The following is a 26,133-nucleotide window of genomic DNA, read 5'->3' on the forward strand; positions in this document are numbered from 1 at the left end:
AAAGATCACATGGCCGCAGAAAAGGTTTGACATCGCATTGAACGAGACCTATCACTCTGCGAACGACAAAAGGAGCTTGACGTGTCGCTTTCCGTAGACAGCAAAATAATTAAGAAAATAAATTCGCTACACAACACAGACAAAGAATACTGGTCATTTTCTCGCAGGTCGAAGCGAACCCATTGCCATGGATTCATTAAGTATCCCGCAATGATGGTTCCTGAAATGCAAGGCGAACTGATAGATATTTTTCTAAATCACCAATCCAAAATAAAGTCCATCTTCGACCCGTTTGTTGGCTCAGGAACAACAATGGGCGAAGCCATGATGAGGGGGCTAAACTTCCAAGGAGTAGACATTAACCCCTTAGCTATTCTCGCCTGCGAAACAAAGTCAGACGCCTTTTATATTTCCTCGCTCAAGCATAAAATCCTGGAACTCAACAACCGCTTACAGAAGGACACTCTAGACTCTATAGAAGTTAACTTTCCAAAAATAGAAAAGTGGTTTATACCTCGAGTCCAGATTGAGCTGAGCAAAATTAGACGCGCCATAATGGCTGAACCTAGCAAATGGGCCAGAAGATTCTTCTGGGTTGCATTCAGCGACACCGTGAGAGGATGCTGCAACTCTCGCAGCTCCACCTACAAACTTCACATGAAACCTCAAGATGAGATAGACGAAGTAGGGTCTTGCCTTGAGATTTTTAAAAATAAAATTCAATTCAACTTTGAACTCAAGAAAGAACAGATGGATCTCTTGGCAGAACAAGGCCTGCTATCGGGCTCCACTCTTCTAAGCAACATCAATCTTTCCATATCAGACATCCAGGCGCTACCCAAGAAAAGCGAGCACAATCTACATGACATGCTGATTACCTCTCCACCATATGGTGACAATTCTACCACCGTACCTTATGGGCAATTTTCTTATCTTCCTCTGATGTGGATCGACACAGCCGACTTGCGAAATAAAGTCCCAAGCAAATTATTATCGAATGCCTCTGCAATTGACAGAGCCAGCCTTGGCGGATCGCACGCTAAGAAAGTTGAAGGCATAGACCAACTAAGATGCATGTCACAAAGCTTTTCAACAAGTCTAGATCAGTTACTTAAGTACGAAAACAGTGGCCCAGTACGTCTATCTTCCTTTATCAAGGATCTGAATAACTCACTAGACAATATGCTTTTTAGGATAAAACCCAAAGGCTATCTTATTTGGACACTAGGAAACAGGCACATTTCTGGACAAAAAATCCCATTAAATAATATTTTAAGGGAACTATTAGAGGCTCGTGGCTGTGAATTTTTAATAGAAATAGACCGCAATATACCCCATAAAAGAATGGCGAACAGAAACAGCCGATCTCAAACCATGACCGAAGAACAAGTCCTGATAATGAAAAAGGGCTAACTTCAACCATAGAACATTCAAACCTATAAGTCTATTCGCGGAAAGGAATCTCATATGCCAGAGGCATCTTTGAAGTTTGGCGGAAAGATAATAGAAGAACTGTCACAAAAAATCCCATCCTCCTTATTCGCCCTAAATGAATTAATAAAAAATGCTTATGATGCTTTTTCTCCTTACATAAAAATAAAAATTGAGCCCTCCCAAAATACAATAACCATCTCAGACAACGGAAATGGAATGGGCATAGCGGAAATAGAAAATCTATTTCACATATCACAAAGTTCTAAAAATTATGGTGAAATTATTGAACAAGACGGAATCCAGAGAATAACTCAAGGATCCAAAGGATTAGGCTTTCTAGCCGCATTCAAATTTGGCCACAAAGTAGAATGGACGACTTCAAAAAATGGCATTGAAAGTAAATTCTCTCTTGAGAAGTCCGCTCTAGTCTCCAAAACAGACCTCACAGGAACAGCCATACCAATAACAACAAATCCCAGCAAACAAAAAGGGACAACAATCGTTATCTATTCAAGCCAGAAGTATCTTGAAGAGCTACAAGCTGACCTAGAGGATGAAAGAGTCTCAGAAAAGCTCGCTGCTGCAATCGAAGACAACGCATTTAATATAGAAATATACATAGAAAATACATTAATTTCCTCAACTCAAAAAATCAAGGACTTCCGTCAGGAGAGAGAAAACGATCAGCTTTTTTATGTAAAGTACAATTCAGAGGAAAATATTTTACACTTCTACCATCGGGGGGAGCTCTTGGACCCCGTTTCCGGATTAGAACTCCCCATCAACCCTAAAGACTACCAAATAGACTTAGAGCTAATAATATTTAGCTTAGGCAAAGGAAAAAAAGAGAGATCCATATCCAAACTTAATAGAAGAACACATGACAAAGCACTGTATCCCTTAGTTTATGTCAATCGCAATCTATTTAACAATACAGCCATATTTGACCCAGACATTCTTAGAAAATCCAAATTAAGCCATTCACTCCCTCAAATTATTGGGCGAGTAAAAATAACAAGCCAGAGCAAGGAGCTAGAATTCAATTCAGATAGAACTAATTTTGTAGAAAACTCATTAACAAAAGGACTAATGAAAAATCTAAGGAAACTCAATGAGCGCATTCAGACTACTGGTTCTGAGCTAAAAAAAGAACTGCAGGCACAGACACCAAAAAATGAGATCCCCACAGGCAAAGCTGCTCCAATCTCAAAGCCAGAGACCTCCCAAAAAAGGACAGCGCATGTACTGATTGATAGAAGCATGCCCTTTGAAATCAATATACCATCGAGCCAACTGGACTTGGCTAACTATATTTTCCTAGTAAAGAACAGCCTTGGCGAAGAAGTTAATAAACATGAAGTCATCATCCTAATTGACAGTGAGCCTTCAAACGATGGCATATTGCAGTCAATAGAGGAACCTTGCGAAAAGATAATTCTTTTCAGGTACTGCGACCCACATACAAAAGTAGCTTCCACCGAAATCACATTAAAATTCATCAAAAAGACATCCAGCATTACTGGGGCGCCCCTAAACAAATCTCTCTTTACAATTGAGTCAGAAACAGGATACCGCATTAGCCATAATACAATTTCGAGCCTAATAAATGGCATAGACACAGCCTATCAATCACGAAACAAAGAAAATTATCTTCCGCTCATAGCTTGTTCCATGAGGTGTATACTCGAAATCTCTTCGAAAAAGACATTTCAAAGAAAGAATCGGCTCTTTGCAAAGATAAACACAAAAACATTGAATCAAAGGCTACAAAGCGAGCTAAAATCCGACTTGATGCTCGAAGTCATGTACATATTGATTTTATTAAAGAAAAATCAAAATCTCTTAAGGGTAATATCCGAAGCCAGCGGAATCAGCTTTAAAATATTTAACAACCTTCTAGATTTAGAGGCATTTGGTAGCGCAGTTAAGCTATCTAACGTAGGAGCTCACTCTTCGTCTGGCTACCTATCCAAACCCAAAATCGAAGAGTGCGCAAACAAATGCGGGCTGTTTGCAGTTATATGCGACATTCTGATAAATTTAGATAGCAAAACAGAAAGCTCCCTAGCGATAATAAAACTAGACGAGACTGATTTTTCATCTTATCTTGGACAATAATTATATATATGGGCTATAGATTTTTAGCCCATATTACCTTTCCAAACTCAACACTCTTTACTGCAGCGCAAAAACCTATGCACAACGAACGAATTTACACCCTGATCACATTAGAAATCCAGCCTCCTTCAATAGATTCCTGAATTATTAAATTCGAAAATATGCTATAATAATAAGTAAATGGAGATTTCTTGCAGCCTTTTGAATACTCAATCAATATAATGCCTTTATTCTCACTGTTCAATTCAATCTAAACAAACAATGGAGGCAATCTTTCTTTGCAACGCTAATAACCACCCGGCACCCCAGGCGTACCATACCCGCCCTCCCCCCGCTACAATACCCGCCCTGCTGTGCCCCACCTGATCGAGAAGAACCGCCATGTCCCTGCCCAAGCACCATCTGGAATTGCTCAGCCCTGCCCGCGATGTCGGGATCGCGCGGGAGGCCATCCTGCATGGGGCGGATGCCGTCTACATTGGTGGGCCGAGCTTTGGCGCGCGGCACAATGCCTGTAACGAGGTGAGCGAGATCGCCGAGTTGGTGACCTTCGCCCGGCGCTACCATGCGCGGGTATTCACCACCATCAACACCATCCTGCATGACGACGAGCTGGAGCCGGCGCGCAAGCTGATCCATCAGCTCTACGACGCGGGGGTGGATGCGCTGATCGTGCAGGACATGGGCGTGCTGGAGCTGGATATTCCGCCGATCGAGTTGCACGCCAGTACCCAGACCGACATCCGCACTCTGGGCCGGGCCAAGTTTCTCGACCAGGCCGGCTTTTCCCAGCTGGTGCTGGCCCGCGAGCTGAACCTCAAGGAAATCGCGGCCATCGCCGCCGAGACCGAGGCGGCCATTGAATTCTTCATCCATGGCGCCCTGTGCGTGGCCTTCTCCGGCCAGTGCAACATCTCCCATGCCCAGACCGGCCGCAGCGCCAACCGCGGTGACTGCTCCCAGGCGTGCCGCCTGCCCTACACCCTCAAGGACGAAAAAGGCGGGGTGATCGCCTACGAAAAGCACCTGCTGTCGATGAAGGACAACAACCAGAGCGCCAACCTGCGCGCCCTGGTCGAGGCCGGGGTGCGCTCCTTCAAGATCGAGGGGCGCTACAAGGATGTGGGCTACGTGAAGAACATCACCGCCTACTATCGCCAGTTGCTCGACGAGATCCTCGAAGACCGCAGCGACCTGGCGCGCGCCTCCAGCGGGCGCACCGCGCACTTCTTCGTGCCCGATCCGGACAAGACCTTCCACCGCGGCAGCACCGACTATTTCGTCACCGAGCGCAAGGTGGACATCGGCGCCTTCGATTCGCCGACCTTTACCGGCCTGCTGGTCGGCCAGGTGGAGAAGGTCAACAAGCGCGACCTGATCGCCGTGACCCAGGAGCCGCTGTCCAATGGCGACGGCCTTAACGTGCTGGTCAAGCGCGAGGTGGTGGGCTTCCGCGCCAACGTCGCCGAATTGAAAGGTGAATTCGAAGAGGACGGCGAGAAGCGCTACCGCTATCGCGTCGAGCCCAACGAGATGCCCGAGGGGCTGTTCCGCCTGCGGCCGAACCATCCGCTGTCGCGCAACCTGGACCACAACTGGCAGCAGGCGCTGCTCAAGACCAGCGCCGAACGCCGCATCGGCGTGCGCTGGAGGGCCGAGCTGCGTGAAGAGCGTCTGCGCCTGACCGCCACCAGCGAGGAAGGCGTGAGTGTCGAGGTGGCCCTGGCTGGCCCCTTCGGTGTGGCCAACAAGCCGGAACAGGCGCTGGAGGGTCTGCGCGATCTGCTGACGCAGCTGGGCACCACCGAGTACCACGCCCTGGACGTGGCCCTGGACGCACCCCAGGCCTTCTTCGTGCCCAATTCGCAACTCAAGGCACTGCGCCGCGAGGCCATCGAGCAACTGACCGCCGCCCGCATCGCCGCCCATCCGCGTGGCAGCCGCAAGGCCGAGACCAGCCCGCCGCCGGTCTATCCCGAGGCGCACCTCTCGTTCCTCTACAACGTCTACAACCAGAAGGCCCGTGACTTCTACCATCGCCACGGCGTGCAACTGATCGACGCCGCCTACGAGGCCCACGAAGAGCCCGGCGAGGTGCCGGTGATGATCACCAAGCACTGTCTGCGCTTCTCCTTCAACCTCTGCCCCAAGCAGGCCAAGGGCGTTACCGGCGTACGCACCAAGGTCGCGCCCATGCAGTTGGTCCATGGCGACGAGGTGCTGACCCTGAAGTTCGACTGCAAACCCTGCGAGATGCATGTGGTCGGCAAGATGAAGGGCCATATCCTCGACCTGCCACTACCGGGCAGCCAGGCCGCCGCCAAGGCGGTCGCCAGCATCAGTCCGGAAGACCTGCTCAAGACCATTCGCAACAAGCCGACGGGTTACAGTCACTAAGCCGGTGACGGGCTTGCCAGTGCACTTGGCGCGGTTCCCGTTCGAGCCTGACCGGTAAGCGCTACAGCTGGCCTGTCGAATGCCTGCCCCTCAGGCCAGGGCGGGCCAACCACCACAGCGGTCCCTGCGCCAACAGCGCCAGAGCCACGCCCACCCAGGGCGTCAGCGCCAGTTGGCCATGCGCGACCAGGCTGCTGCCCAGGGTTTCACCCAGGGTGATGCCGAGATTGAACGCCGCGATGTTCAATGCCGAGGCGAAATCGAGGGCGTGTGGCGTCCAGCGTTGCGCCGTTTCCAGCATTCCGGCCTGGAAGCCGGGGGATAGTCCGAACGCCAACCCACCCCAGACGAACAACAGGGGCACCATGACGCTCTTCCACGGCAAGGCCAGCGCCATGGCCAGCAACACCAGCAGCAATCCGAACAACAGGAGCCGCAAGGCCGTCGGCCAGCCCAGCCGTGCGGCCCAGCGGCCGCCGAGGAGATTGCCCACCAGGGTGGCGATGCCGAACACCACCAGCAGTCCACTGGCCATCTGACTCGAAAAGCCGGTGATCTCCGTCAGAATGGGGGTGATGAAGGTAAAGCTGGCGAAACTGGCGCCAAAGCCGAGCACGGTGACTGACATCATGGCCAGGATCGCCGGACTGGCCAAGGCCGCGATCTGGCGCTTTGCCGGCCCCGTCGCCTCGGCGGGCAACGACGGAATCCACCGCGTGATGGCGAGCAAGGCCAAGCCGGCCAGCCCCACCACGGCAAAGAGCGGCAACCGCCATCCCAGGGCGTTGCCGATCAGGCTGCCCAAGGGTACGCCGAGCACCATCGCCAGGGTCAGGCCCGCGAACATCGATGCGATGGCGCGGCTGGCCTGACCGTCCGGTGCCAGACGTGCCGCGACGGTGGCGCCGATAGCGAAGAAGCTGCCATGCGCTACGGCGGTCACCAGGCGTCCGGCCAGTAATAGCTCATAGCTGCCGGCAAGCGCCGATAGCAGGTTGCCCGCCAGGAAGATGGCCACCAGTACCAGCAGCAGCGGCTTGCGCGGCAGGCGGGCGAGCGCCAGTACGGTGAGGGGCGTGCCCACCGCCAAGGCCAGGGCGTAAAACCCGACCAGCCCACCCGCCTGGGCGAGGGGCACCGCGAGATCCTCGGCAATGGCCGGCAGCACGCCCACTACGATGAATTCCGCCACGCCGATGGCGAAGGCGGTGATCGCCAGAGCCCAGATGCCCGGGTGAGTTCGCTGGACGCCACTCATGGGCGGCCTGCCGCCGTCAGGGCTATGGCTTGGTCGGCAGCCAGGGTGGCGCCAGCGACGCCCAGGCCGCCGATAACCCTGCCATCGGGGTCGTACAATACCACGCCGCCTCCGAAACCGATCAGACCACCATTGGAGGCCTCCAGGGTGTAGAGGGCGCCACCCGGCTGGGCGGCGACACCGATCTCGCCGCTGTCGGTCCGGAACAGCGCGGCCATCCGCGCCTTCTTGAGGGACACGTCGATGGCCCCGGGGACGGCGTCCTGCATGCGCAGGAAGCCGCTCAGCAGACCTGCGGCATCCACCACGCTGATACAGATCGAGAAACCTTGCTCGCGGGCCAGTGCCTGGGCGCGGTCGATGATTTGCTGGGTAAGGACATCGGTCAAAGGAGGCATACGCAAACTCCACGCTGAAGGAAGGAGTTTTCGATGATTTCCGCAGCGCGCCCAGGCGGGAAGACCGTGAGAGGCGAAGGGCGCTAAAGTTTGATGATGTCGAACATCTCGCGCATGGCGGTTGTGGCGAGGCTGCGCAGGGTACTTTCTCCTAGTCGCTGAGCAGGCCCGGCGACCCCAAGCGCCGCCACTACCCGCCCTTGCCGGCGCAGCGGCAGGGCCAGGCAATTCAAGCCGGGTTCGGCTTCTTCCAGATCCAGCGCATAGCCCTGTTCGATGATGCGGGCCAGATCATCTTCCAGCGCGACCGGAATCAATTGCGCACGCCGCAAGCTTCGCAGCAGCATGGGATCGAAGGCGAGGAAGAGCTTGCCGATGGCGGAGGTCGTCAGTCCCTCGCGACGGCCACGTGGACTACCCACACGCAGGCTGCCGTTGCCTTCCACGGCATCGAGGTAGAGGTATTCCCGCGTGCCACAGGGGACGGCCAGGTAGCAGGTTTCACCACTACGGTCGGCCAACGCCCACATGGCCGGCGCGAAGGCGGAACGCAGCGTCGCATCGGCATCGGCCAGCGGCTGGGCGATGTCGCGGAGCCGCAAGCCGAGGATGTACCGGGTTCCTTGACGGGACACGTAGCCCATAGCCGCCAGGGTATTGAGCAGGCCATGCAAGGTGCTCTTGTGCAGGCCGAGTTGCGCGACCAGCTCCGACAACCGTGCCTCGCCGCCTTGCGCCGCGATGACTTCGAGCACCCGCAGGGCCCGCTCCACGGATTGAATGCGGCGGTTTTCGTCGATCATAAGGGGACCGTCTGGCCGTTATCCATGAGCCGCAATGCGCTCTGTCTTATTGGGACAACGTTAAAAGGTATCGCCATGAATGTGGGTATTCCCTTGGAAACCACTACACCTTGGGGTTACACACCTAGCGCCCGGTCTGGGCGATGTAGCCGATGAACAGCCTGAACAATTCGGCGTGACTGGAGATTTCCAGACGCTGGTAGAGGTTGTGCTTGTGCACCTTCACCGTTCCCTCGGAGATACCCAGCTGGCGGGCGATGGAGGCGGTGCTGTGGCCCTGTAGCAGCAACTTGGCGATATAGCGTTGGGCCTCGGTCAGTTGCCCCAGAACCCCGACGAAGGCGCTTTCCAGCTGGTTGTCCGTGCCTGTGGGCTCCAGCTGGCATCGCAACTGGCTCCCATGCTGCTCCAGAGCGGCGCTCACCAGCGGTGTCAGCCGATGCAGGTAGGCGACCTCGGTGTCGTCAAAAGCGCCGTGTTCTTGCGCCTTCATCAGGGTAAACACCAAGGCGGTGTGCGCCCGCAGGTGAATGATATAGCCGATCTCGTCAATCTGGGTGCCATGGGTGGAAGAGACGCAAGGATGGAGGTCGGGCGAGATGGCGAAGCCCGAGGAGAAAAAACTGTCCGGAGCCAACTCGCTCATTCGCCACAGACCACCTGGATGACGGTTCATGCTGGCGACGTAGAAGGGATCGAGCAGGTAGCCGCCGCGGCTGTAGGCATCCAGGGTGCGGGCGGCGACCTGCCCCCGATAGCCATCGTGCAGAAGCTCGGCAGGTTGATCGAAGCGAAACAGGTAGAGGCAGCTCATGTCGAAGCTAACCCCGCCCTCCAGCAAAGCACACAGCGCCTGTCCCAGCGAGGCGCTGCCGATGGCGCCGATTAGCCGGGCCAATACATCGACATCTAGCGTATTCATCTCGGCGCTCCTGTGCGAGAGCGCCGGCGGATCGAGCGCTCTCGTGCCGCTCGCTGGGTGATTTACTGCGGAGTCGAGTCCTAGCGAGCAGGTTCCGGTGTCGTCATTCACATACCCGAAGCATGTCACCCCAAGTACGCCCGAGGCTTCACCCTAGCCGACCTTCCAACGCACTGGTAGCGGCAGGGCTCTCCCCACGCCGGTAGGTGGAGGGGGTTGGCAGGGGCTACGTCACTCGAATAGCGTTCGCAGGTGGTCGTTCAGGAAGTAGCCGTGCGGATCCACCTCGCGGCGCAGTTGGCGAAAGGCTTCGGCCTTAGGAAACCAACGATCCACGTCGTCGCGTTGGGTGAAATGCAGCTTGCCCCAGTGCGGACGCGAGCCGTACTGCCGCAGGATGGCATCGACGTCCCTGAGGAAGGGCCAGTAGTCAACGCCGTTGGGTCCACCGGAGCAGGAAATGGTAACGCTGTCCTGCTCGTGGAAGGGACTGATCCAGGCGGGATCACCTTTGGTGAAGCGGTACTCGACGGGATAGATGCAGCGTGGATGCTTGGTCAGCACCAGCTCGCGAATTTGCCGCAGCGCCTGCTTGCCGAATTGCGCGGGCACGGCGTATTCGAGTTCGTGGAAGTTGGCGACGTAGTGGATGGCGAACACTTCCGAACTGTAGGCGATTTTTTCGTGCTCTCCATCGTAGTAGCTGCGCTCGTCAGTCATGTCCATAACCTTCACTTCACACACGTCGAATTCCTTACGACTCCGCGAGACCTTCGCGGTATCCGGCAGACAGTACAGATGGCGACTTTCCGCAGTCGGACACCAGAAGAAGCCGAAATGGCGATGCCGGGCGGCCAGTTCGTCGTAACGCTCCATCAGCGCTTCGAAGTCTTCACGCCACACCCGATCATGCAGCCAGTAGGCGTCGCTCACCTGCAGGGTCATCTCCGAGATGACCCCGAACAGGCCGATGTTTACCTGGGTTGCATGAAGCAGATCCAGGTTCTGCGTATCGGACACTTCCATCACCGAGCCATCGGGACGCACGATCTTCATGCCGACGACTTGCGACGAGAGATTGCCCAGCGTCGTACCCGTGCCGTGGGTACCGGTGGCAAGCGCTCCGGCGATAGCCTGGGAGTCGATGTCGCCTTGGTTGGTCAGCGAATAGCCCATTTCCTTGAGGAAGCGCGTGAGGGTATTTAGCTTGGTCCCGGCCTTAACCGAGACCCGCTTGCGTTGCTCGTCTACGCCGGTGATCCCCTGGTAGTCCTGCAAGGACAACAACAGACCGCTAGTTGCCACCACCGGGGTGAAGGAATGCCCGGATCCGGCGCACCGGACGGACTTGCCCTGGCTGGTAGCCGCCTGGACCAGTGCCGAGATTTCCTCTTCGCTCGTAGGCGAAGCCAAGTGGGCCGCCATGAACGACTGATTGCCCACCCAGTTGCGCCAGTGCCCGCCGCGTGGAAGCTCCATAAATTTTCTCCTTGAATCAGACTCGAAACATCGAACGATCATTATCGGCCCACCACCGAGAGCCCGTGGCAGCGCCGTCATCGGCCGGCGCCGATAACAGGCGGCCGGCCGGACGCCTTACGGCTCAGGCATTCTCGAATGGGCTGACCGGAGCGGTGAAGGACTGGACGCTGTCGAAGGGCGTCAAGTGCAACTGTTTGCGACGATTCACCAGGTAATACAGCACCCCAGGAACGACCAGCGCGGGCAGCCAAGAGATATCAGTACCGACGAGGCTGGCTATGGGCCCCTTGTAGAAAGACAGCTCCATGAAGGGGATCTGCACCACTACGGCAAAGGCATAGATCGACAGGGTATTCCAGTTAACCTTGCCGTAAATGCCATTGACGTCGTACATGGCCGCCACGCTGTAGCGCCCCTTGCGGATCCAGTAGTAGTCCGCCAGGTTGATGGCGCTCCAGGGAACCAGCACATAGACCTGGCCGATCAGGATGTCGCTGAAGTAGGCGCTGAAGTTGTATTGGGCGGCGATGGCGATCCAAGTGACGATCACGGCGACGATCGCCATGATGAAGAACTTGGTCAGCAGGCTGATCCGCACCTTGCCGTTGAAGCCGGTGAAGATGGTTGTGGTGGACATGTAGGAGCTGTACAGGTTCATCACGTTCCACTCCAGCACCCCGACGATGATCACGCAGTACACCAGCGTCTCGTAACCAGGGAAGAGCTTGGCGATGGCGCTACCGGGATCGGTAGTCACGTCCAGCGCAGAGGCGGCCATGATAGCGCCGAGCAGCATCAACAGCGTCGAGCCGATCACGATGCCCAGATAGCTGTACCAGAACGTCGATCGCGTGGAGATGGTAGTGGGCAGGTAACGGGAGTAGTCGGCCACGTAAGGTCCGAACCCGAGGGTCCAGGACGCGGCTTGGGTCACCACCAGGCAGAAGACCGCGAACTTGAAGGTGCCCGACGACAGTTCCCACACGCCGGCGGGCAAGCCATGCTGAAGGACGGCATAGGCCGCCAAAGCGAAGACGATGCTGGACAGCGCGCTCATCCAGGCACCGATGCGGTGGATCAGCTCGTAGCCCACGAAGCCGACGACGAGGGTGAGCACGCCGAACAGGATGATGGCGTTGTTATCCGAGACCGGCGCCACCGCCTTGATCGAATCACGCATCACCACGCCATTGGCCGCGGTGAAGAGGATATAGGCCAGCACTACGATGGCCAGCGGCACGCCGGCCCCGAGCACGCCGAACTGCGCCCGACTCTGGATCATCTGCGGGATACCCAGGTGCGGCCCTTGCGCGGAATGCGCCGCCATGAATACGGAGCCGATCAGGTTGCCCAGGATCAAGCCGATGAAGGTCCAGCCCAGGTTCAATCCGGCAACCACGCCCAGTGCCCCGATCACCATGGTGGTGACCTGCATGTTGGCGCTGCACCAGATGGTGAAGAGCCGCTTGGGCGATCCATAACGTTCGTGCTCGGGAATGAATTCGACGCTGCGATTCTCGATTTCCATGTATTGCTCCCTCTCGCCAAGAGTGTTCTAGGTTTTTTGGTTTGGCAGTATCAGGTGCTGGGAAGCCGCGCCTTGTTATGAGCTGGGGGCGCGGGCTCACTATGGTCAGAGCTCGAACAGGTTCTCAAGCCGCGGTGTAGGCGTTATCGACGAACAAATGGGTACCGTTAACGAAGCTGGAATCATCGCTGGCGAGGAACAACGCGGCTGACGCTACTTCCGCTGGATCGCACAGGCGCCCCTGCATTCCCGCCAGGGTCGCGTCGGATATCTCGGTACCGTGCTCGCGCAACAGGTCGAGTTCGCGACGGCCATGGGCGGTACCGATGAAGCCAGGGCAGATGGCGTTGCTACGGATGTTGCGGTCGCGGAACTCCACGGCTAGCGCCCGGGCGAACATGTGGCAGGCACCCTTAGTGGTGCAATAGAGCACCTCCATCGGTGTACCGACGACTCCAGAGATCGACGAGGTGCAAATCACGCTGCCGCCCCCGGCGGCGATCATCCCCGGCAGGACGGCACGGGACACCAGAAACATGCTCTTGACGTTGATCGCCATCAACCGATCCCAGTCGTCCTCCCCGGTTTCCAGAAAGGGGCCCACATGGATGGTGCCGGCATGATTCATCAGTACGGTGATCGCGCCGAAGCGCTGCTCCACCTGAGCGACGGCGGCGTGGACCTGGTCGGCCACGGAGACGTCCGCGGCCACGAAGCAGACGCTACCGCCCGCAGCGCTGATGCGTTCAGCCACGGCGGCGCCGTCGCTGCTCGGCAGGTCGAGAATGGCGACCCTGGCGCCTTCGCGGGCGAAGAGTTCGGCTGCCGAGAGGCCGCAGCCGCCTGCGCCACCGGTGATCAAAGCGACTTTTCCTGCAAGGCGTCCCATGGTGCTTTCCTGATAGTCCGAGGCTGAGCCGATGGATCGAAAACTAAGGGCCAGCGAACCGGAGCGTCCATATGCCAGGGGATATATGGGCAGTCAAACCTTTGAATCCTAAAGAAATATTCTTGAATCCAGGCCGTAATTGAGCGCCGCGGGCGGACCATCCGCGCCAAGGGAACCTCGTGGACGACCCGACCGTTCAGGCTGGGGCTTGACCAGGCTAGCCAAGCCACAGTAGGTCGCGAGCGCGACGTCCCAACCAGGCACCCTATCCAGCACTCGCTGTCAAACGAAGGTAGCGGATGAGGCGTACGATCAGGCCTTGCTTGAGCCTAGCCCGCCCCGAGATCGCTACAACCTAGGACAACGCCATGACGCTCACCGATATCCTCGTCCCCACCTACACCCATATGCTCCAAGCCCTGTCGGCCTGGCTCGACAAGGCCGAGGCCCAGCGACCTGAGGGTGCTGCCGAAGCGCTGCTGGTGGCGCGCCTGGCGCCCGACATGTTCCCGCTCGCCACCCAGGTGCGCTTTGCCTGCGTCCAGGCTCAGGAAGGGGTTTTCCGCCTGCATGGCCAGGCCTTTCCGCCCTCGCTGACGACCCTGCTCGATGAGGGCCGCCACGCCGCCGAGCAGCCCGGCTCGCTCGCCCAGGCCCAAGCGCGGATCAGCGAAACGCTGGCAGAGTTACAGCGTACGGTGGCTGAGCAGACACCAGTCGCCGAGGGAACGCCCCTGGCCCATGAACTGCCGCAGGGCCTGGTGTTCGATTTTTCGGCGGAGCAGTACGTGCGCGATTGGGCGCTGTCGCAGTTCTATTTCCATGTGATGACGGCCTACGCGATCCTGCGTGCCGAGGGCATCGAGCTGGGCAAGGCCGACTACGTCGCCCATATGCTGCCCTACCTGCGCCCTGGCGTCGCGCCGACCTGATCCAACTTCAACGCAGAGGCGAATACTCACCGGCCAGGGCGATCATGGACGTCGCCTGATCGATCTGCTCGGGGGCGCCCTTGGGCGGCCACAGCCCCGCCACATAGTGTGCTGTCCGCAAATCGAAGCGCTGTTGGATGGACTCGAAACCCCAGATGTGCGTGATACGCGGTGGCCCATCGAGGGCGATCATATTGATCACCAGATGCTCTGGTATAGGCCTTGGCCGGCTCCAGCGCAGCCCGCCAGGCGGCGAGCGTGGGCGGCAGGCCGCCGGGTTTGAGCCGGTAGGTGCGGAATTCGTAGAGACCGCCATAGGCACGGGGCTCAATGTCCGGTAGGAAATCGAACCCCTGGTAGCTCTCCCCTTAGGTGGTACTGCGCCTGGCCGCCCGGGCGATCTGGCTCGCGTCCGCCAGTTGCTCCACCTGCCAGCAGGTTTCCATCAGCGCCTGGGTCTGCTGCCTGGGCAGGATGCCTTCGGCCAGGTCACTGAACTTGGCTGCCAGTTGCTCATCGGTCATGGGTACTTCCACGCTGCCGATGGCGTGCTGGATGTACTGGTGCAACTGGCGACCGTCGTTCAATACGATGGTCATGTCCACTTGCTGCGGCTTGATCTCAGGGTCGACGGTGGCCACCACCTTGGATCGGAGCGCCAACACGGCAGGGTCCTGGACGGCCTGATCGCTGTATTGGCGTTCGCCCGCCGCGCCCTGGATCAGGGCGATGGCGACGGAGTGGTAGATGCTGAACTTGCCTTCCAGCCCGGTCTGCGGGGTCTGCTTGCCGGTCAGCTCCAGCACCAGTGGATGGACGCGCAAGCGAACCTCGGCGATCTGCTCGGGTTTGAGCTGATACCTGTTGCGCAACTGGATGGCCGCATCCAACGCCGGATGGATGACGATGCCGCAGGCGAACGGCTTGTAGGTGTTGAGCGCCGCTTCGTAGCGAGTGCCCAGGCCCTCGGTGATCTCGGCTAAGTCCTGCTTGGTGCTGATGGTATGGGCCCAACCGCGCTTCGCTTCGAGCATTCCGTCTGAACTGGTGAAATCCTGCGCGGCCAGTAGCGCGGCGAAGAGGCCATTGCTGGCGGCCCGGCCGGGATTGAAGCTCTTGTTCATGGAGCCGAAGGATTCGCGCAGGCCAACCGGCTGCGACGCGGCCAGGCCCAGCGCCCAGACCAGCTGCTGCTCGCTCAGGCCCAGCAACTTACCCGCGGCGGCCGCGGCACCGAACACGCCGGCCGTGCCGGTGATGTGCCAACCCACGTCGTAGTGATTCGGATAGACCGCATTGCCGATACGGCACTCGGTTTCGACACCCAGTACCAGCGCATTCAGAAACTCCCGCCCCCTTACCGGCCGGTACTCGGACAGCGCCAGAATGGCCGATACCACCGGCCCGGCGGGATGGATGATGGTCTTCAGGTGGGTGTCGTCATAATCGAAGATATGGCTGGCCACCCCATTGAGAAAGGCCGTATTCATGATATCCAGCCGCTCGGTCCGCCCCAGCAGGCTGGCCTGTTCGGGCCCCGAGAAGGGCCCGAGCGCGCGGAGTGCACGCGCGACCGTCTCATGTTGCGAGCCACCGACGGCGACGCCCACCCAGTTGAGCAAGGTGCGTACGCCTTCCTTGCGCACGGCCGGTGGCAGATCCTCGTAGCGAGCCTTTACGAGGTAGCTGGCCAGGATGTGCGTAGTGCCTTTGCCCTCAGCTGACGTCATGGTTGCCTTACCTGTGGCGCTGGCTTCGGTGGCCCCTACCCAGCGCGGTGAAGCGGCAGCTGCCGAGGCGAGAGCGCCGATTTTCAGCAGACTGCGGCGGTTCATGGGAATCATGCAAAGCTCCGAATTATTGGTTTTGAAGGGAGAGATGCGCGCCCTTGGAGCATGGATCACCAGGCGACTAAACTTAACTGCATTTATCGAATGGGCTCATGCATGAAAAACATGAATGTCGAGATAGGCGATCTACGCGCCTTTGTCGCGGTGGCCGATCTCGGCAGCTTCGCCGCCGCCGCCCGGGAGTTGTACCTGTCTCAACCTGCCCTTTCCCGGCGCATACTCAAGCTCGAAAACAGCCTGGGCGTACGGCTGCTCAACCGGACCACGAGACGCATCGAACTCAGCGCCCCCGGTCGCGCCTTTCTGGGTCGGGCGCGCCAGGTACTGAACGACTTCGACGAATCCCTGCTCGACGTGACCGACGCCGCCAATCGGCTGACCGGTGAGGTCACCCTCGCCTGCGTACCCACGGTGATCAACCAATTGCCAGAGGTGCTCAAGCAGTATCAGCGGCAGTACCCGGGCATCCTGGTGCGCGTGATGGACGAAGGGGCCAGCGATGTCCTGACCCGGGTGACCCGTGGCGAAGCGGATTTCGGGATCAACTACCTGGGTGCGCAGGAGGGCAATCTCGTGTTCGAGCCGCTGCACGAGGATGACTTCGTGCTGGTCTGCCCCAGGAGTCACCCCTTGGCTACCTGCGCATCGGTGCGCTGGGCGGAATTGGCTAGCCATAGCTACATCGCGGTCAACAAGGCCAGCGGTAATCGCATGCTGCTGGACCTGGCCCTGGCCCGGATTCCTGATCTACCCAAGCCGGTCCTGGAAGCGCGGCATGTCCGCACCGTCATCGATCTGGTGGCCGCCGGCCTGGGTGTTGCCACGGTGCCGCGCCTGGCCATTCCGGCCAGTGCGCTCGATTCCTACCTAGTGGCCGTGCCTCTGAGCGAGCCTGCGATCACCCGCTCGCTGGGCCTTATCACTCGTCATGGTCAACTCCTCAGCCCTGCCGCGCAGCGCCTGTGCGACCTGCTCAGGCAACGGGGTTTGGCTGCCGGACGCCTTCCTACCCATTGATATATCCATCAATAGCGCCGAGACCTTAGTAACGGCGCTGATATTTTAACTATGCCTATCTAACTTATTCAGAATTCTCTAGTGGCAAGACCTTAATCATCTCAGTCAGCAACGACTTTCCGGATGCAATTGGCAGTAACTTTGCAACTTTCACCTCAGCAAGCCAGATATCTTTAGCATAGAACTAAGCCAGGATAGACCGCTCTAGCACCGCCCTTCCCGCGCTGATTCGTCGCGTCATCAATGGATCACTCCCCTTAGGAAACTTCATCTGCAACTCAGGCGAAGCGGCGATATAGCAACAGCCGTCCCTCGTTCATGCCTTATTCAGCAGTGCCTCGATATCCCAGGGTATACATCGATAGATTTCCCTTTGCGGTCGAGCCGCCCCACCCGCCTACAGGCCGCTCCGCACCTGGCTTTCAGAGATGAGGCCAGCGCACACCCGTCAAGCCCGCCGCATCTTTGGCAGGTCTTCGCCGCAAGCGCGAAAACCTTTATCGGACTAATCCAGCGCAACTTCGATAAGTATCTGCCATTCATCCCATGGCCCAAGGCCACTATAAATTTAAGGTCTCTCAATCCGAAAGACTGACTATTGACGCCGCTTTTCCGCCGTCGGTCTTGACTGGTCTCGATCACCAGTCGTTCTCAGTAGGAGCACTCCATGTTCAAGAATTTCCGGATTGGCACTCGGCTAATCGTGTCCTTTATCGCCGTCGCGGCTATTAGCCTCGTGGTCGGGATGGTAGGACTCAATAACAGTGGCCAGATCAATGATCTGGCGACGCAACTCTATCAACGCGAATTGCTCGGGCTTTCCTATATCAAGGAAGCCAATCTGAACCTCGTCGTCATAGGCCGTGCCCGCGGTAATTACCTGTTGGCCACCAATGACGGAGACCGCACCCGCGCCCAGGCGGAAGTCAAACAGGGGCTGGCGAACGTACGGGATTATCTGGCCAAGGCCCGACCGCTGTTCACCAGTGAGGCCTCGGCGAACAACTTCCGGCAGATCGACGAACTGCTCAACAGCTATGCCAACCGCCTGGATCAAGCCATGGCGACCGCCCAAGGCCAGACGCTGCGTGAAGCCAATCCGGTGCTGGACGACCAGCTCGCCAGCGTGCGGCACTACGGTGACCAGGTGGGTGCGCTGATGGACGAGCTGTCCAAGCGCAAGGAGCAGAACGCCAGTGACGCCAACGACCTGACCGACCAGCTCTATGAGCATAGCCGAGTCATGCTGATCGGCATCATCGCCATCGGGGTGGCCTTCGGCATCCTGCTCGGCTTCCTGATGAGTCGCAGCATCACCCGCCCGCTGGGTGCTGCGGTGGTCATTGCCGATCGCCTGGCGGCCGGTGACCTGACCCAGCGCATCGAAGCCGAAGGCCGCGATGAAACCGCCGCGCTGCTACGCGCCATGGACGGCATGAGCCAGCGCCTGGCGCAGATCATCAGCGACGTACGCAGCGCCTCCGATGGCCTGGCCAGTGCCTCGGAAGAGATCTCCGCCACGGCTCAGAGCATCAGCCAGGCCAGCACCGAACAGGCGGCCTCGGTCGAGGAAACCAGCGCCAGCATCGAAGAGATGTCGGCCTCCATCGCCCAGAACACCGAGAACGCCAAGGTCACCGACGGCATGGCCGGCAAGGCCGCGAGCGAGGCGAACGAAGGGGGCCAGGCGGTCAGCCAGACCCTGACCGCCATGAAGACCATCGCCGACAAGATCGGCATCATCGACGACATTGCCTATCAGACCAATCTGCTGGCGCTCAACGCCGCCATCGAAGCGGCCCGGGCCGGCGAGCATGGCAAGGGCTTCGCCGTGGTGGCCGCCGAGGTGCGCAAGCTGGCGGAACGCAGCCAGATCGCCGCCCAGGAGATCGGTAACGTCGCCCAGGGCAGCGTGGCCCTGGCCGAACGCGCCGGAGCTTTGCTGGACGAGATGGTGCCCTCCATCAACAAGACCTCCGATCTGGTACAGGAAATCACCGCCGCCTCGGAAGAACAGAGTGCCGGCGTCGGCCAGATCAACAGCGCCATGCTGCAACTGAGCCAGGTCACCCAGCAAAACGCCTCGGCGTCCGAGGAGCTGGCCGCCACCGCCGAAGAGATGAGCAGCCAGGCCGAGCAGCTCCAGCAGCTGATGGAATACTTCACCCTCAGCAGCTCACTCACCGCGAAACCGCTGGAAGCCGCCGCACCCAAGCGGTCGAAGCCGGCATCGTCCCTCGACACCGCGCGGCGCGCCCCTCTGGGCGGCGTGCCGGCCGGCTTCGCCCGTTTCGAGGAGCATGCCTGATGCTTTCCCGTCAGTTCCTCATCTTCCAGCTCGGCAACGAGCGCTATGGGGTGAATACCGGTTGCGTGCGGGAGATTATCGAGTATGGCGCGGTCACGACGGTCCCCCTGCTGCCGCCCGCGCTCCGCGGCGTCATCAACCTGCGCGGCGCCGCCGTACCGGTGATGGACCTCGGTGTGCGCTTTCATGACCAGGTGACCGAGACCCTGAGGCGCAGTTGCATCGTGGTCCTGGAGACCCAGGTCCACGGCGCGGCCCAGTTGTTCGGCATCGTCGTCGACGCCGTCTGCGAGGTGCTGGAGATCGCCGCCGACGGCATCGAGCCGGCCCCACGCTTCGGGGCCTCGATCCGCACCGACTACATCTCGGGCATGACCAAGCAAGGAGCGGGCTTCGTCGTCCTGCTCGACATGGAGCGGGTACTGGGCGAAGACGAACTCACGCAGCTTGCCGCCGCAACAGCTGCCTGATCCCAAATCTCCGGCGCCGGATAGCCTTGGCGCCTTGGCGTCAGGCCGCCCGCGATAGCCAGAACAGGGCGCGGCAGTAAGGTGGGCAGTCGTCTCGCCTTTAACCGACCACGGCAGTGCGCCCGGCGCTGTCGGCGTCGATGCCCTTTCTACGCGCTACTGTACGTATGCCAACCTGCTGAACGCCTGTCACCATACCGACTTCGAGCTCAGGCGCGCCTCCGAACTCGACCGTGCGCTCACCTCTCAGCCAGGTGGCCGTGGTGCGCACATCTCCGCGGTACCGGCCTCAATGACCGAGCTGCACGGAGCGAGCAGCTTCTAACTGGCCCACCCGCGTGGACAGGCTTCGCCAACGGGAACGAGACACCTTTTGATCACGGCGTATCAGGGCAGTGTTCAGTGTCGCGCGATGGCTGGCCTTAGTGCTCGCCGAGCGGCTGCAGAGCACAGCATTTCGCAAACGGCTCGATAATGGCCAACGTTACTCGCCAATCCAGGGGAAACAGCACTGTCATCGAGCCCCGTTTTATAACGACACCTTGACGAGCACTCATGACTTTTTCTAATTCAATGACGCACCTGACCTCAATTCAGGTTGTAGCCATGCAAGCGGGTCAACAAGACTTCCTTCCAATGATTTTCCCGTGCCGATATTTCGTGACTCATTGCATGTAGGTCAGCGATTTCCAGTATCGAGAATCGAAGATCATATTTCCGCTCCGGGACTGCCTCGATTCCGAATTCCTGCCTCAAGGCGACATTACCCCCGTGGGTAGTTGCAGCGTATGTGCACCAACGTCCCCATATCCCGTCTTCCCCGTCAGCTTTGCCTACATAAAGCTTCCCAGTGGCACTGTCGGTGATCAGGTAGATGCCTTTGACGCTGGATAAGGCAGATCGCCACGTCGAAATGTCTTGGCGAACCACAATATCGAGATGCTCCTTCGTCAAATTAACGGACTTATAGCCTGGGAAGTCGCCGATGGTCAGCCGCTTGGATAGCAGCTCGCTGACAACCAAATCGTTGGCCAGGGTCGTACCAAGCGGATAGGAATGGCGCTCTTTATACTGGCTGTCCAAATAGAGTCGACCCACCCATTCCTCGGCTGCCTCTATCCGTTCGAGCTCATAGAGGTAGTGAGGGCGAGGCTCGGTGTGTGGAGTACTGCCAATTTTGCGGAACAGTCCCGCAAACAACCACCGCGTCGGACGACCGGCCTGTATCAGCGAGACGACAAACTCCTTTTGAAAATTGCGCTGCGTCTGCCAGGATTGCCAGCCGTCGAATCGCCCCTCGAGAAAGACGTCCAGCGGGTGTTCCTTACCGTTGTGCCTGGCAAGGTGAACCTTGGCGTTCTTGGCAGTGAAGCCAGGTTCCCAGAGCTTGAGTAGATCGAACAGCAGCATGTCGCCTTCCATTGCAAATAGGGTAAGAGGTGTCCACAACGCCGATCCAGGCGCTCGGGCTGTTGATTCGTGCCATTGCCACGAATCCGTTTCAGACTCGACCGTACAAGGTGTCAGGGTTCACTGCGACACAGGTGGCCATCGACAGCCCGGCCATTCCGGGTCTATCTGAGGAGAAGAGGTATGAACGGCGAATCGAGCCGATGGAAGCGGAGTTGCCTCAGCCCTTGAAGCCCTTGCCCACCAGATAGACCTCGCGCGAACGGGGTCGCGAGGCCTCGGGCTTGCGGATCGATACCTTCTCGAAGGAGCTGCGCACGTCCTTGAGGAAGTCATCGGAGCCTTCGCCCTGGAACACCTTGACCACGTAGTTGCCGCCCGGCTTGAGCACCTGGCGCACCATGTCGAGGGTCAGCTCGACCAGGTACATGGCAGCCGCCTGGTCGGCCGCTGCGACACCACTGATGTTGGGGGCGATGTCGGACACGATCAGATCGGGTTGCCGGCCATCGAGCACGCCGAGGATCTTCTGGAAGACGCCATCGTCGGTGAAGTCGCCCTGCACGAAGTCGACGTTGTCGAGGGCGCCCATCGGCAGGATGTCGGTCGCCACCACGCGACCCTTGTCGCCGACGATGCCGCCCGCCACCTGCGACCAGCCGCCGGGAGCCGAGCCCAGATCCATGACCAGCATGCCGGGGCGGATCAGCTTGTCCTTCTCGTTGAGCTCGATCAGCTTGTAGCTGGAGCGCGAGCGCAGGCCGTCTTTCTGAGCGCGTTTCACGAAGGGATCGTTGACGTGTTCATCCAGCCACCGACGGCTGCTTTTGGATCGTTTCATGTTGGAGCTACCACGGAAATCGGGAGAGAAGCGGACGCAAAACCAAGCCGGTCGGCCGCGAAGTGGCGGCGATTATAAGCCGATAACGCGCCGGGACGAATCGGGGATCGCCGGAACGACCGCCAGGCCGCCCAGTGGAGCGCCCATCGTCCTGGCCTGACAGGGCCGGGGCCGCCGGGTACAATCGCCGCCCTTCCCCTTCTTCTCCCTCCTTTGCCGGAGTCACCGGCCAGGATTATTGTCATGATTCGCATCAACGAACTGTCCCTGCCGCTCGATCACACCCCCGCCGAATTGCGCCAGGCCATCGTCGCCCGCCTGAACCTGCGCGACGCGGACCTCCTCGATTTCACCGTGTTCAAGCGCAGCTACGATGCGCGCAAGAAGAACAGCGTCATCCTGTTCATCTACATCATCGACCTGGAAGTACGCGACGAGGCGGCGGTGCTGGCGCGCTTTGCCCAAGATCCCCAAGTGCGCCCCGCCCCGGACACCGGCTACTACCCGGTCGGCCAGGCGCCGGCCAATCTGACCGAGCGCCCCCTGGTCGTGGGCTTTGGCCCCTGCGGCCTGTTCACCGCCCTGCTGCTCGCCCAAATGGGCTTCAAGCCCATCGTGCTCGAACGCGGCAAGGACGTGCGCAGTCGCACCAAGGACACCTGGGCCCTATGGCGCAAGAAGGTGCTGACGCCCGAATCCAACGTGCAATTCGGCGAAGGCGGGGCGGGACTGTTTTCCGATGGCAAGCTCTACAGCCAGATCAAGGACCCGAAGTTCTACGCGCGCAAGGTGATGCACGAATTCGTCCGCGCCGGCGCGCCGGAAGAGATCCTCTACGTCAGCAAGCCGCACATCGGCACCTTCCGCCTCACCGGGGTGGTGGCGGCCATGCGTGAGGAAATCATCGCCCTCGGCGGTGAAGTCCGCTTCGAAAGCAAGGTGACCGATCTCTTGATCGACGGAGACCAGCTCGAAGGCGTGGTGCTCGCCAATGGCGAAACCCTGCACAGCCGCCATGTGGTGCTCGCGCTGGGCCACAGCTCCCGCGACACCTTCCGCATGCTGCACCGCCAGGGCGTGTTCATCGAGGCCAAGCCCTTCGCCATCGGCTTCCGCATCGAACACCCCCAGGGCATGATCGACGAGGCCCGCCTGGGCAAGTACGCCGGCCACCCGGAACTGGGCGCCGCCGACTACAAGGTGGTCTATCACGCCAAGAATGGCCGCGCCGTGTACAGCTTCTGCATGTGTCCGGGCGGCACCGTGGTGGCCGCTACCTCCGAGCCGGGCCGCGTCGTCACCAACGGCATGAGCCAGTACTCGCGCAACGAGCGCAACGCCAACTCCGGTATCGTGGTGGGCATCAATCCCGAGCAGGACTTCCCCGGCGATCCGCTGGCCGGTGTCGAGTTGCAGGAGCGCCTGGAATCGCGCGCCTACGAGCTGGGCGGTAGCGACTACTGCGCGCCCGGCCAGTTGGTCGGCGACTTCATCCGCGGCGTGCCTTCCACCGAATTCGGCGAGGTCGAGCCCTCCTACAAGCCCGGCGTGCGCCTGGGCGACCTGGCGCCATCGCTGCCCGCCTACGCCATCGAGGCCATTCGCGAGGCGCTGCCGGCCTTCGGCAAGCAGATCCGCGGCTTCGACCGCCATGACGCCATCCTGACCGGCATCGAGACCCGTACCTCTTCGCCGGTGCGTATCACCCGTGATCACGAGACGCTGCAGAGCCTCAATCTGCGCGGCCTCTATCCCGCGGGTGAAGGCGCCGGTTACGCCGGCGGCATCCTCTCCGCGGGCGTGGACGGCATCAAGGTGGCCGAGGCGCTGGCCAAGGCGATGCTCGCGGAAGGCGACGCGCAGGACGCCCCGCTAGCCCGGGCCGCTGGCTGATGAAGCTCGACGACATCAAGAAGCTCCACCAGAAGAAGTACCGCGCCGAATTCGGTCATTTCCTGGTGGAGGGCGAGCATCTGGCGCTGGAGCTGCAAAAGGCCGCGCTGCAGAATCCGCAGCTGCAGCGCGCGGAGCTTTACGTGACCGCCGCCTACGAGCACTGGCAGAGTCCGTTCCGCACGCACCTGATCAGCGACCGGCAGATGGCGCAGATCGCCGATACCAAGACGCCGCAGGGCATCATCGCCGTGGTGCCCCTACCCTCGACCGAGCAGGCCGTGGCCGCCTCCGCTGCCAGCGAGCGCGCCTTCTACCTGCACGAGATCCAGGACCCCGGCAACCTGGGTACCATCCTGCGCACCCTGGCCTGGTTCGGGCGCTTTCGCTGCCTGCTCAGTCCGGGCAGCGTCGACCCCTACAATCCCAAGGTGGTCCGCGCCAGCATGGGCGCCATCTTCCACACGCCACTGGAGCTCGACGTCGAACTCGACGGCTTGCCGCAGCGCTTCCCCCGCATCGCCTGCCTGGACATGCAGGGCGAGCCCGTCCAGGCGGCGGGCTTCAAGGCCTTCGACTGCTACCTCTTCGGCAACGAAGCGCGCGGCGTACCCCGGGAACAGCTCAGGGCGCTGAATGCCCAGCCCTTCACCATCACCGGCTCAGGGGCCATCGAATCCTTGAATCTGGCCGCCACGGTGAACATGTGCGCCTATGAGCTGAGTCGGTAGACGGATCTGCCGAGCTTTGGACCTGAGTGCAGCCAAGCACCTACGCTTGCCGTCATAGCGGCAACCAGGCGGTTCTTGGTGTGGACCGGTACCTCGACGCTCCTGACGAGCGTCGAGGCAGCGTCCATGACGGATTTGTAATCCGCCCGTCAGCCTGGCGTCCCCCCTGCCCTCCTACAGTGGCCCGGTCAGCAACACGCTGCCCCACTCAAGAGGACTCACCATGAAAGCGCTCATTCTCGGCCTCCTTGGACTGCTCATTACCGGCTCCGCCCTGGCCGATACCACCAGCTCCGCCCCGATCCACGACGAGCCCGGCTTCTTCGTCCACCTCGACATCGACAAGGTCATCAGCCAAACCGATCTGACCAACCGCTGCGGTATCGTCCCGGCTCGCCTCGACTACCTGGATCACAGCGGCCGGGAGCACGTGATGGACTATCTCGTGTATGGCTATGGTTGCCACAACGACAACTGAAATCGCTACCCGTGGCTGCTCTCGCCTGGAAGCTTGCCAAGGACGGCGGTCCGCGCCTGTTCCAGCAGCTCCCGGCACTGGACCTGTAGCTCGAACCCGCGCTCCTACCGGCGACCAAGGGAAGGATGTATAACCCTCGACTTGGCTGCCCCTCCAACGGCGAGCCCCCAGGACATACCAGAGCCAGCACCCCCATGAACCTTGCTTTCATACCGACCGCGTTATGCGATGCGCAGCCCCTGGCGGACATTCGCGTTGCCGCCATGCGCGAGAGTCTGGAGCGGGTTGGAAGATTCGATCCGCAACGAGCCAGGGAGCGCTTCCTGGCCGCCTTCGAACCCGAGCTCTGCCGGTTCATCGAGGCCGATGGCGTTCGAGTGGGCTTTTTCGTCGTCCGTCCTTTTCCCGACCACCTGTATCTCGATCACCTGTACGTCCTGCCTGAGCATCAGGCGAAGTGCATTGGCAGCGCGGTGCTTCAAGAGGTCATGGCCGACGCCGATGCTCGCCGCCTGCCGCTTCGGCTGGGCGCATTGCGGGGTAGCGACGCCAACCATTTCTATCGGCGCCACGGTTTTGTGCAGGTGGCTGAGTCCGAGTGGGATATCCATTATGTCCGCCAACCCAAGCTCGAGTGACGACGCTCTAGCGCGGGTTGGCGTTCGCCAACCGCGGCTCCCGTATGGGCACCAGCACCTGGACCGGCACCGACGGAGCTGGCGAAGACCGTCGTGATTCCCACACTGCCGCAGGGGTTCCAGACGCACCAGCAATGGGGTTCGAGCTGTCAGCACGGATCGCCAGGTGGATCTGGTCCAGAACGGTTTCGACGGCGTGCTCCGTCCGCGGCCGTTCGTCGTATTTGCCGACGGCTCTCCTTATTGCAACGGCATGTTCGACCGCGCCGCTTGGGTGACCGGTATACTGGCCGGGCACGGCCTGTGACGAGCGCCTCTAGCGCGGCAACCTGGAGA

The 26,133-nt window shown here is 59.5% G+C and carries 23 protein-coding genes; 12 read left to right on the forward strand and 11 right to left on the reverse strand.

What is annotated here, in order from left to right:
* Positions 1-81: 81 nt before the first annotated feature.
* From CCZ28_RS06195 to CCZ28_RS06205, 3 genes are all read left to right on the forward strand, one after another.
* Complete coding sequence (locus CCZ28_RS06195) at positions 82-1,413, forward strand: site-specific DNA-methyltransferase (RefSeq protein ID WP_167509216.1); 1,332 nt, start codon at positions 82-84, stop codon at positions 1,411-1,413.
* A 54-nt stretch (positions 1,414-1,467) separates the two neighbouring features.
* Positions 1,468-3,552 (forward strand): ATP-binding protein, encoded by a 2,085-nt coding sequence (locus tag CCZ28_RS06200; RefSeq protein ID WP_140216856.1) that lies wholly within the window; start codon positions 1,468-1,470, stop codon positions 3,550-3,552.
* 381 nt (positions 3,553-3,933) lie between these two features.
* Positions 3,934-5,949, forward strand: coding sequence for a peptidase U32 family protein (locus CCZ28_RS06205; protein WP_140216858.1), 2,016 nt, complete (start codon positions 3,934-3,936; stop codon positions 5,947-5,949).
* Positions 5,950-6,010: 61 nt separating this feature from the next.
* On the opposite strand, the gene CCZ28_RS06210 is transcribed toward CCZ28_RS06205, so the two are convergent.
* From CCZ28_RS06210 to CCZ28_RS06240, 7 genes are all read right to left on the reverse strand, one after another.
* Positions 6,011-7,207, reverse strand: a complete 1,197-nt coding sequence (locus CCZ28_RS06210) for an MFS transporter (protein WP_140216860.1) — start codon at positions 7,205-7,207, stop codon at positions 6,011-6,013.
* Complete coding sequence (locus CCZ28_RS06215) at positions 7,204-7,605, reverse strand: GlcG/HbpS family heme-binding protein (RefSeq protein WP_140216862.1); 402 nt, start codon at positions 7,603-7,605, stop codon at positions 7,204-7,206. The genes CCZ28_RS06210 and CCZ28_RS06215 overlap by 4 nt, the downstream gene beginning before the upstream one ends.
* 83 nt (positions 7,606-7,688) lie before the next feature.
* Positions 7,689-8,408 (reverse strand): IclR family transcriptional regulator, encoded by a 720-nt coding sequence (locus tag CCZ28_RS06220; RefSeq protein WP_140216864.1) that lies wholly within the window; start codon positions 8,406-8,408, stop codon positions 7,689-7,691.
* 124 nt (positions 8,409-8,532) lie between these two features.
* Complete coding sequence (locus CCZ28_RS06225) at positions 8,533-9,330, reverse strand: helix-turn-helix transcriptional regulator (protein WP_140216866.1); 798 nt, start codon at positions 9,328-9,330, stop codon at positions 8,533-8,535.
* Positions 9,331-9,561: 231 nt separating this feature from the next.
* Positions 9,562-10,809, reverse strand: a complete 1,248-nt coding sequence (locus tag CCZ28_RS06230; RefSeq protein ID WP_140216868.1) for a D-arabinono-1,4-lactone oxidase — start codon at positions 10,807-10,809, stop codon at positions 9,562-9,564.
* Between the two features lie 124 nt (positions 10,810-10,933).
* Entirely contained in the window at positions 10,934-12,340 is a 1,407-nt protein-coding gene (locus CCZ28_RS06235) for a purine-cytosine permease family protein (protein ID WP_140216870.1), read from the reverse strand.
* A gap of 124 nt (positions 12,341-12,464) precedes the next feature.
* Complete coding sequence (locus CCZ28_RS06240) at positions 12,465-13,229, reverse strand: SDR family NAD(P)-dependent oxidoreductase (RefSeq protein WP_140216872.1); 765 nt, start codon at positions 13,227-13,229, stop codon at positions 12,465-12,467.
* A 368-nt stretch (positions 13,230-13,597) separates the two neighbouring features.
* On the opposite strand from CCZ28_RS06240, the gene CCZ28_RS06245 reads away from it, so the two are divergent.
* Positions 13,598-14,161: a DUF1993 domain-containing protein gene (locus CCZ28_RS06245; protein ID WP_140216874.1), complete on the forward strand. Its 564-nt coding sequence runs from the start codon at positions 13,598-13,600 to the stop codon at positions 14,159-14,161.
* Between the two features lie 7 nt (positions 14,162-14,168).
* On the opposite strand, the gene CCZ28_RS24550 is transcribed toward CCZ28_RS06245, so the two are convergent.
* Together CCZ28_RS24550 and CCZ28_RS06255 are read right to left on the reverse strand one after the other, a co-directional pair.
* On the reverse strand, positions 14,169-14,354 hold the full coding sequence (locus CCZ28_RS24550; RefSeq protein WP_205894637.1) for a hypothetical protein: 186 nt from the start codon (positions 14,352-14,354) through the stop codon (positions 14,169-14,171).
* A 175-nt stretch (positions 14,355-14,529) separates the two neighbouring features.
* Positions 14,530-15,891, reverse strand: a complete 1,362-nt coding sequence (locus tag CCZ28_RS06255) for an MmgE/PrpD family protein (protein ID WP_205894638.1) — start codon at positions 15,889-15,891, stop codon at positions 14,530-14,532.
* A 216-nt stretch (positions 15,892-16,107) separates the two neighbouring features.
* Between CCZ28_RS06255 and CCZ28_RS06260 the strand changes: the two genes are divergently transcribed.
* The 3 genes from CCZ28_RS06260 (at position 16,108) to CCZ28_RS06270 (ending at position 19,806) form a co-directional block, all read left to right on the forward strand.
* Positions 16,108-17,028, forward strand: coding sequence for a LysR family transcriptional regulator (locus CCZ28_RS06260; protein WP_240795240.1), 921 nt, complete (start codon positions 16,108-16,110; stop codon positions 17,026-17,028).
* Positions 17,029-17,695: 667 nt separating this feature from the next.
* A complete protein-coding gene (locus tag CCZ28_RS06265) occupies positions 17,696-19,336 on the forward strand; it encodes a methyl-accepting chemotaxis protein (protein WP_140216878.1) in 1,641 nt (546 codons plus the stop codon).
* Entirely contained in the window at positions 19,336-19,806 is a 471-nt protein-coding gene (locus CCZ28_RS06270; RefSeq protein WP_140216879.1) for a chemotaxis protein CheW, read from the forward strand. Before CCZ28_RS06265 ends, CCZ28_RS06270 begins: the two co-directional genes overlap by 1 nt.
* 588 nt (positions 19,807-20,394) lie before the next feature.
* Here CCZ28_RS06270 and CCZ28_RS06275 read toward each other — a convergent pair.
* Both CCZ28_RS06275 and rlmE read right to left on the reverse strand, forming a co-directional pair.
* Positions 20,395-21,216 carry a GIY-YIG nuclease family protein gene (locus tag CCZ28_RS06275; protein WP_140216881.1) on the reverse strand — a complete coding sequence of 274 codons (822 nt, stop codon included), beginning with the start codon at positions 21,214-21,216 and terminating at the stop codon, positions 20,395-20,397.
* A 220-nt stretch (positions 21,217-21,436) separates the two neighbouring features.
* Entirely contained in the window at positions 21,437-22,057 is a 621-nt protein-coding gene (rlmE, locus tag CCZ28_RS06280; protein ID WP_140216883.1) for a 23S rRNA (uridine(2552)-2'-O)-methyltransferase RlmE, read from the reverse strand.
* 243 nt (positions 22,058-22,300) lie between these two features.
* Between rlmE and CCZ28_RS06285 the strand changes: the two genes are divergently transcribed.
* The 5 genes from CCZ28_RS06285 (at position 22,301) to CCZ28_RS24400 (ending at position 26,104) form a co-directional block, all read left to right on the forward strand.
* Positions 22,301-23,950, forward strand: a complete 1,650-nt coding sequence (locus CCZ28_RS06285; protein ID WP_140216885.1) for an NAD(P)/FAD-dependent oxidoreductase — start codon at positions 22,301-22,303, stop codon at positions 23,948-23,950.
* Positions 23,950-24,681: a TrmH family RNA methyltransferase gene (locus CCZ28_RS06290; protein WP_140216887.1), complete on the forward strand. Its 732-nt coding sequence runs from the start codon at positions 23,950-23,952 to the stop codon at positions 24,679-24,681. Before CCZ28_RS06285 ends, CCZ28_RS06290 begins: the two co-directional genes overlap by 1 nt.
* Positions 24,682-24,904: 223 nt before the next feature.
* Complete coding sequence (locus CCZ28_RS06295; protein WP_140216889.1) at positions 24,905-25,159, forward strand: DUF2790 domain-containing protein; 255 nt, start codon at positions 24,905-24,907, stop codon at positions 25,157-25,159.
* Between the two features lie 194 nt (positions 25,160-25,353).
* Complete coding sequence (locus tag CCZ28_RS06300) at positions 25,354-25,797, forward strand: GNAT family N-acetyltransferase (protein WP_140216890.1); 444 nt, start codon at positions 25,354-25,356, stop codon at positions 25,795-25,797.
* Between the two features lie 166 nt (positions 25,798-25,963).
* The gene (locus CCZ28_RS24400) at positions 25,964-26,104 is read left to right on the forward strand and encodes a hypothetical protein (RefSeq protein WP_167509217.1); all 141 of its coding nucleotides are present in this window, start codon (positions 25,964-25,966) and stop codon (positions 26,102-26,104) included.
* Positions 26,105-26,133 lie beyond the last annotated feature (29 nt).

Source organism: Pseudomonas oryzihabitans, from assembly GCF_006384975.1.
Taxonomy (GTDB): domain Bacteria; phylum Pseudomonadota; class Gammaproteobacteria; order Pseudomonadales; family Pseudomonadaceae; genus Chryseomonas; species Chryseomonas psychrotolerans_B.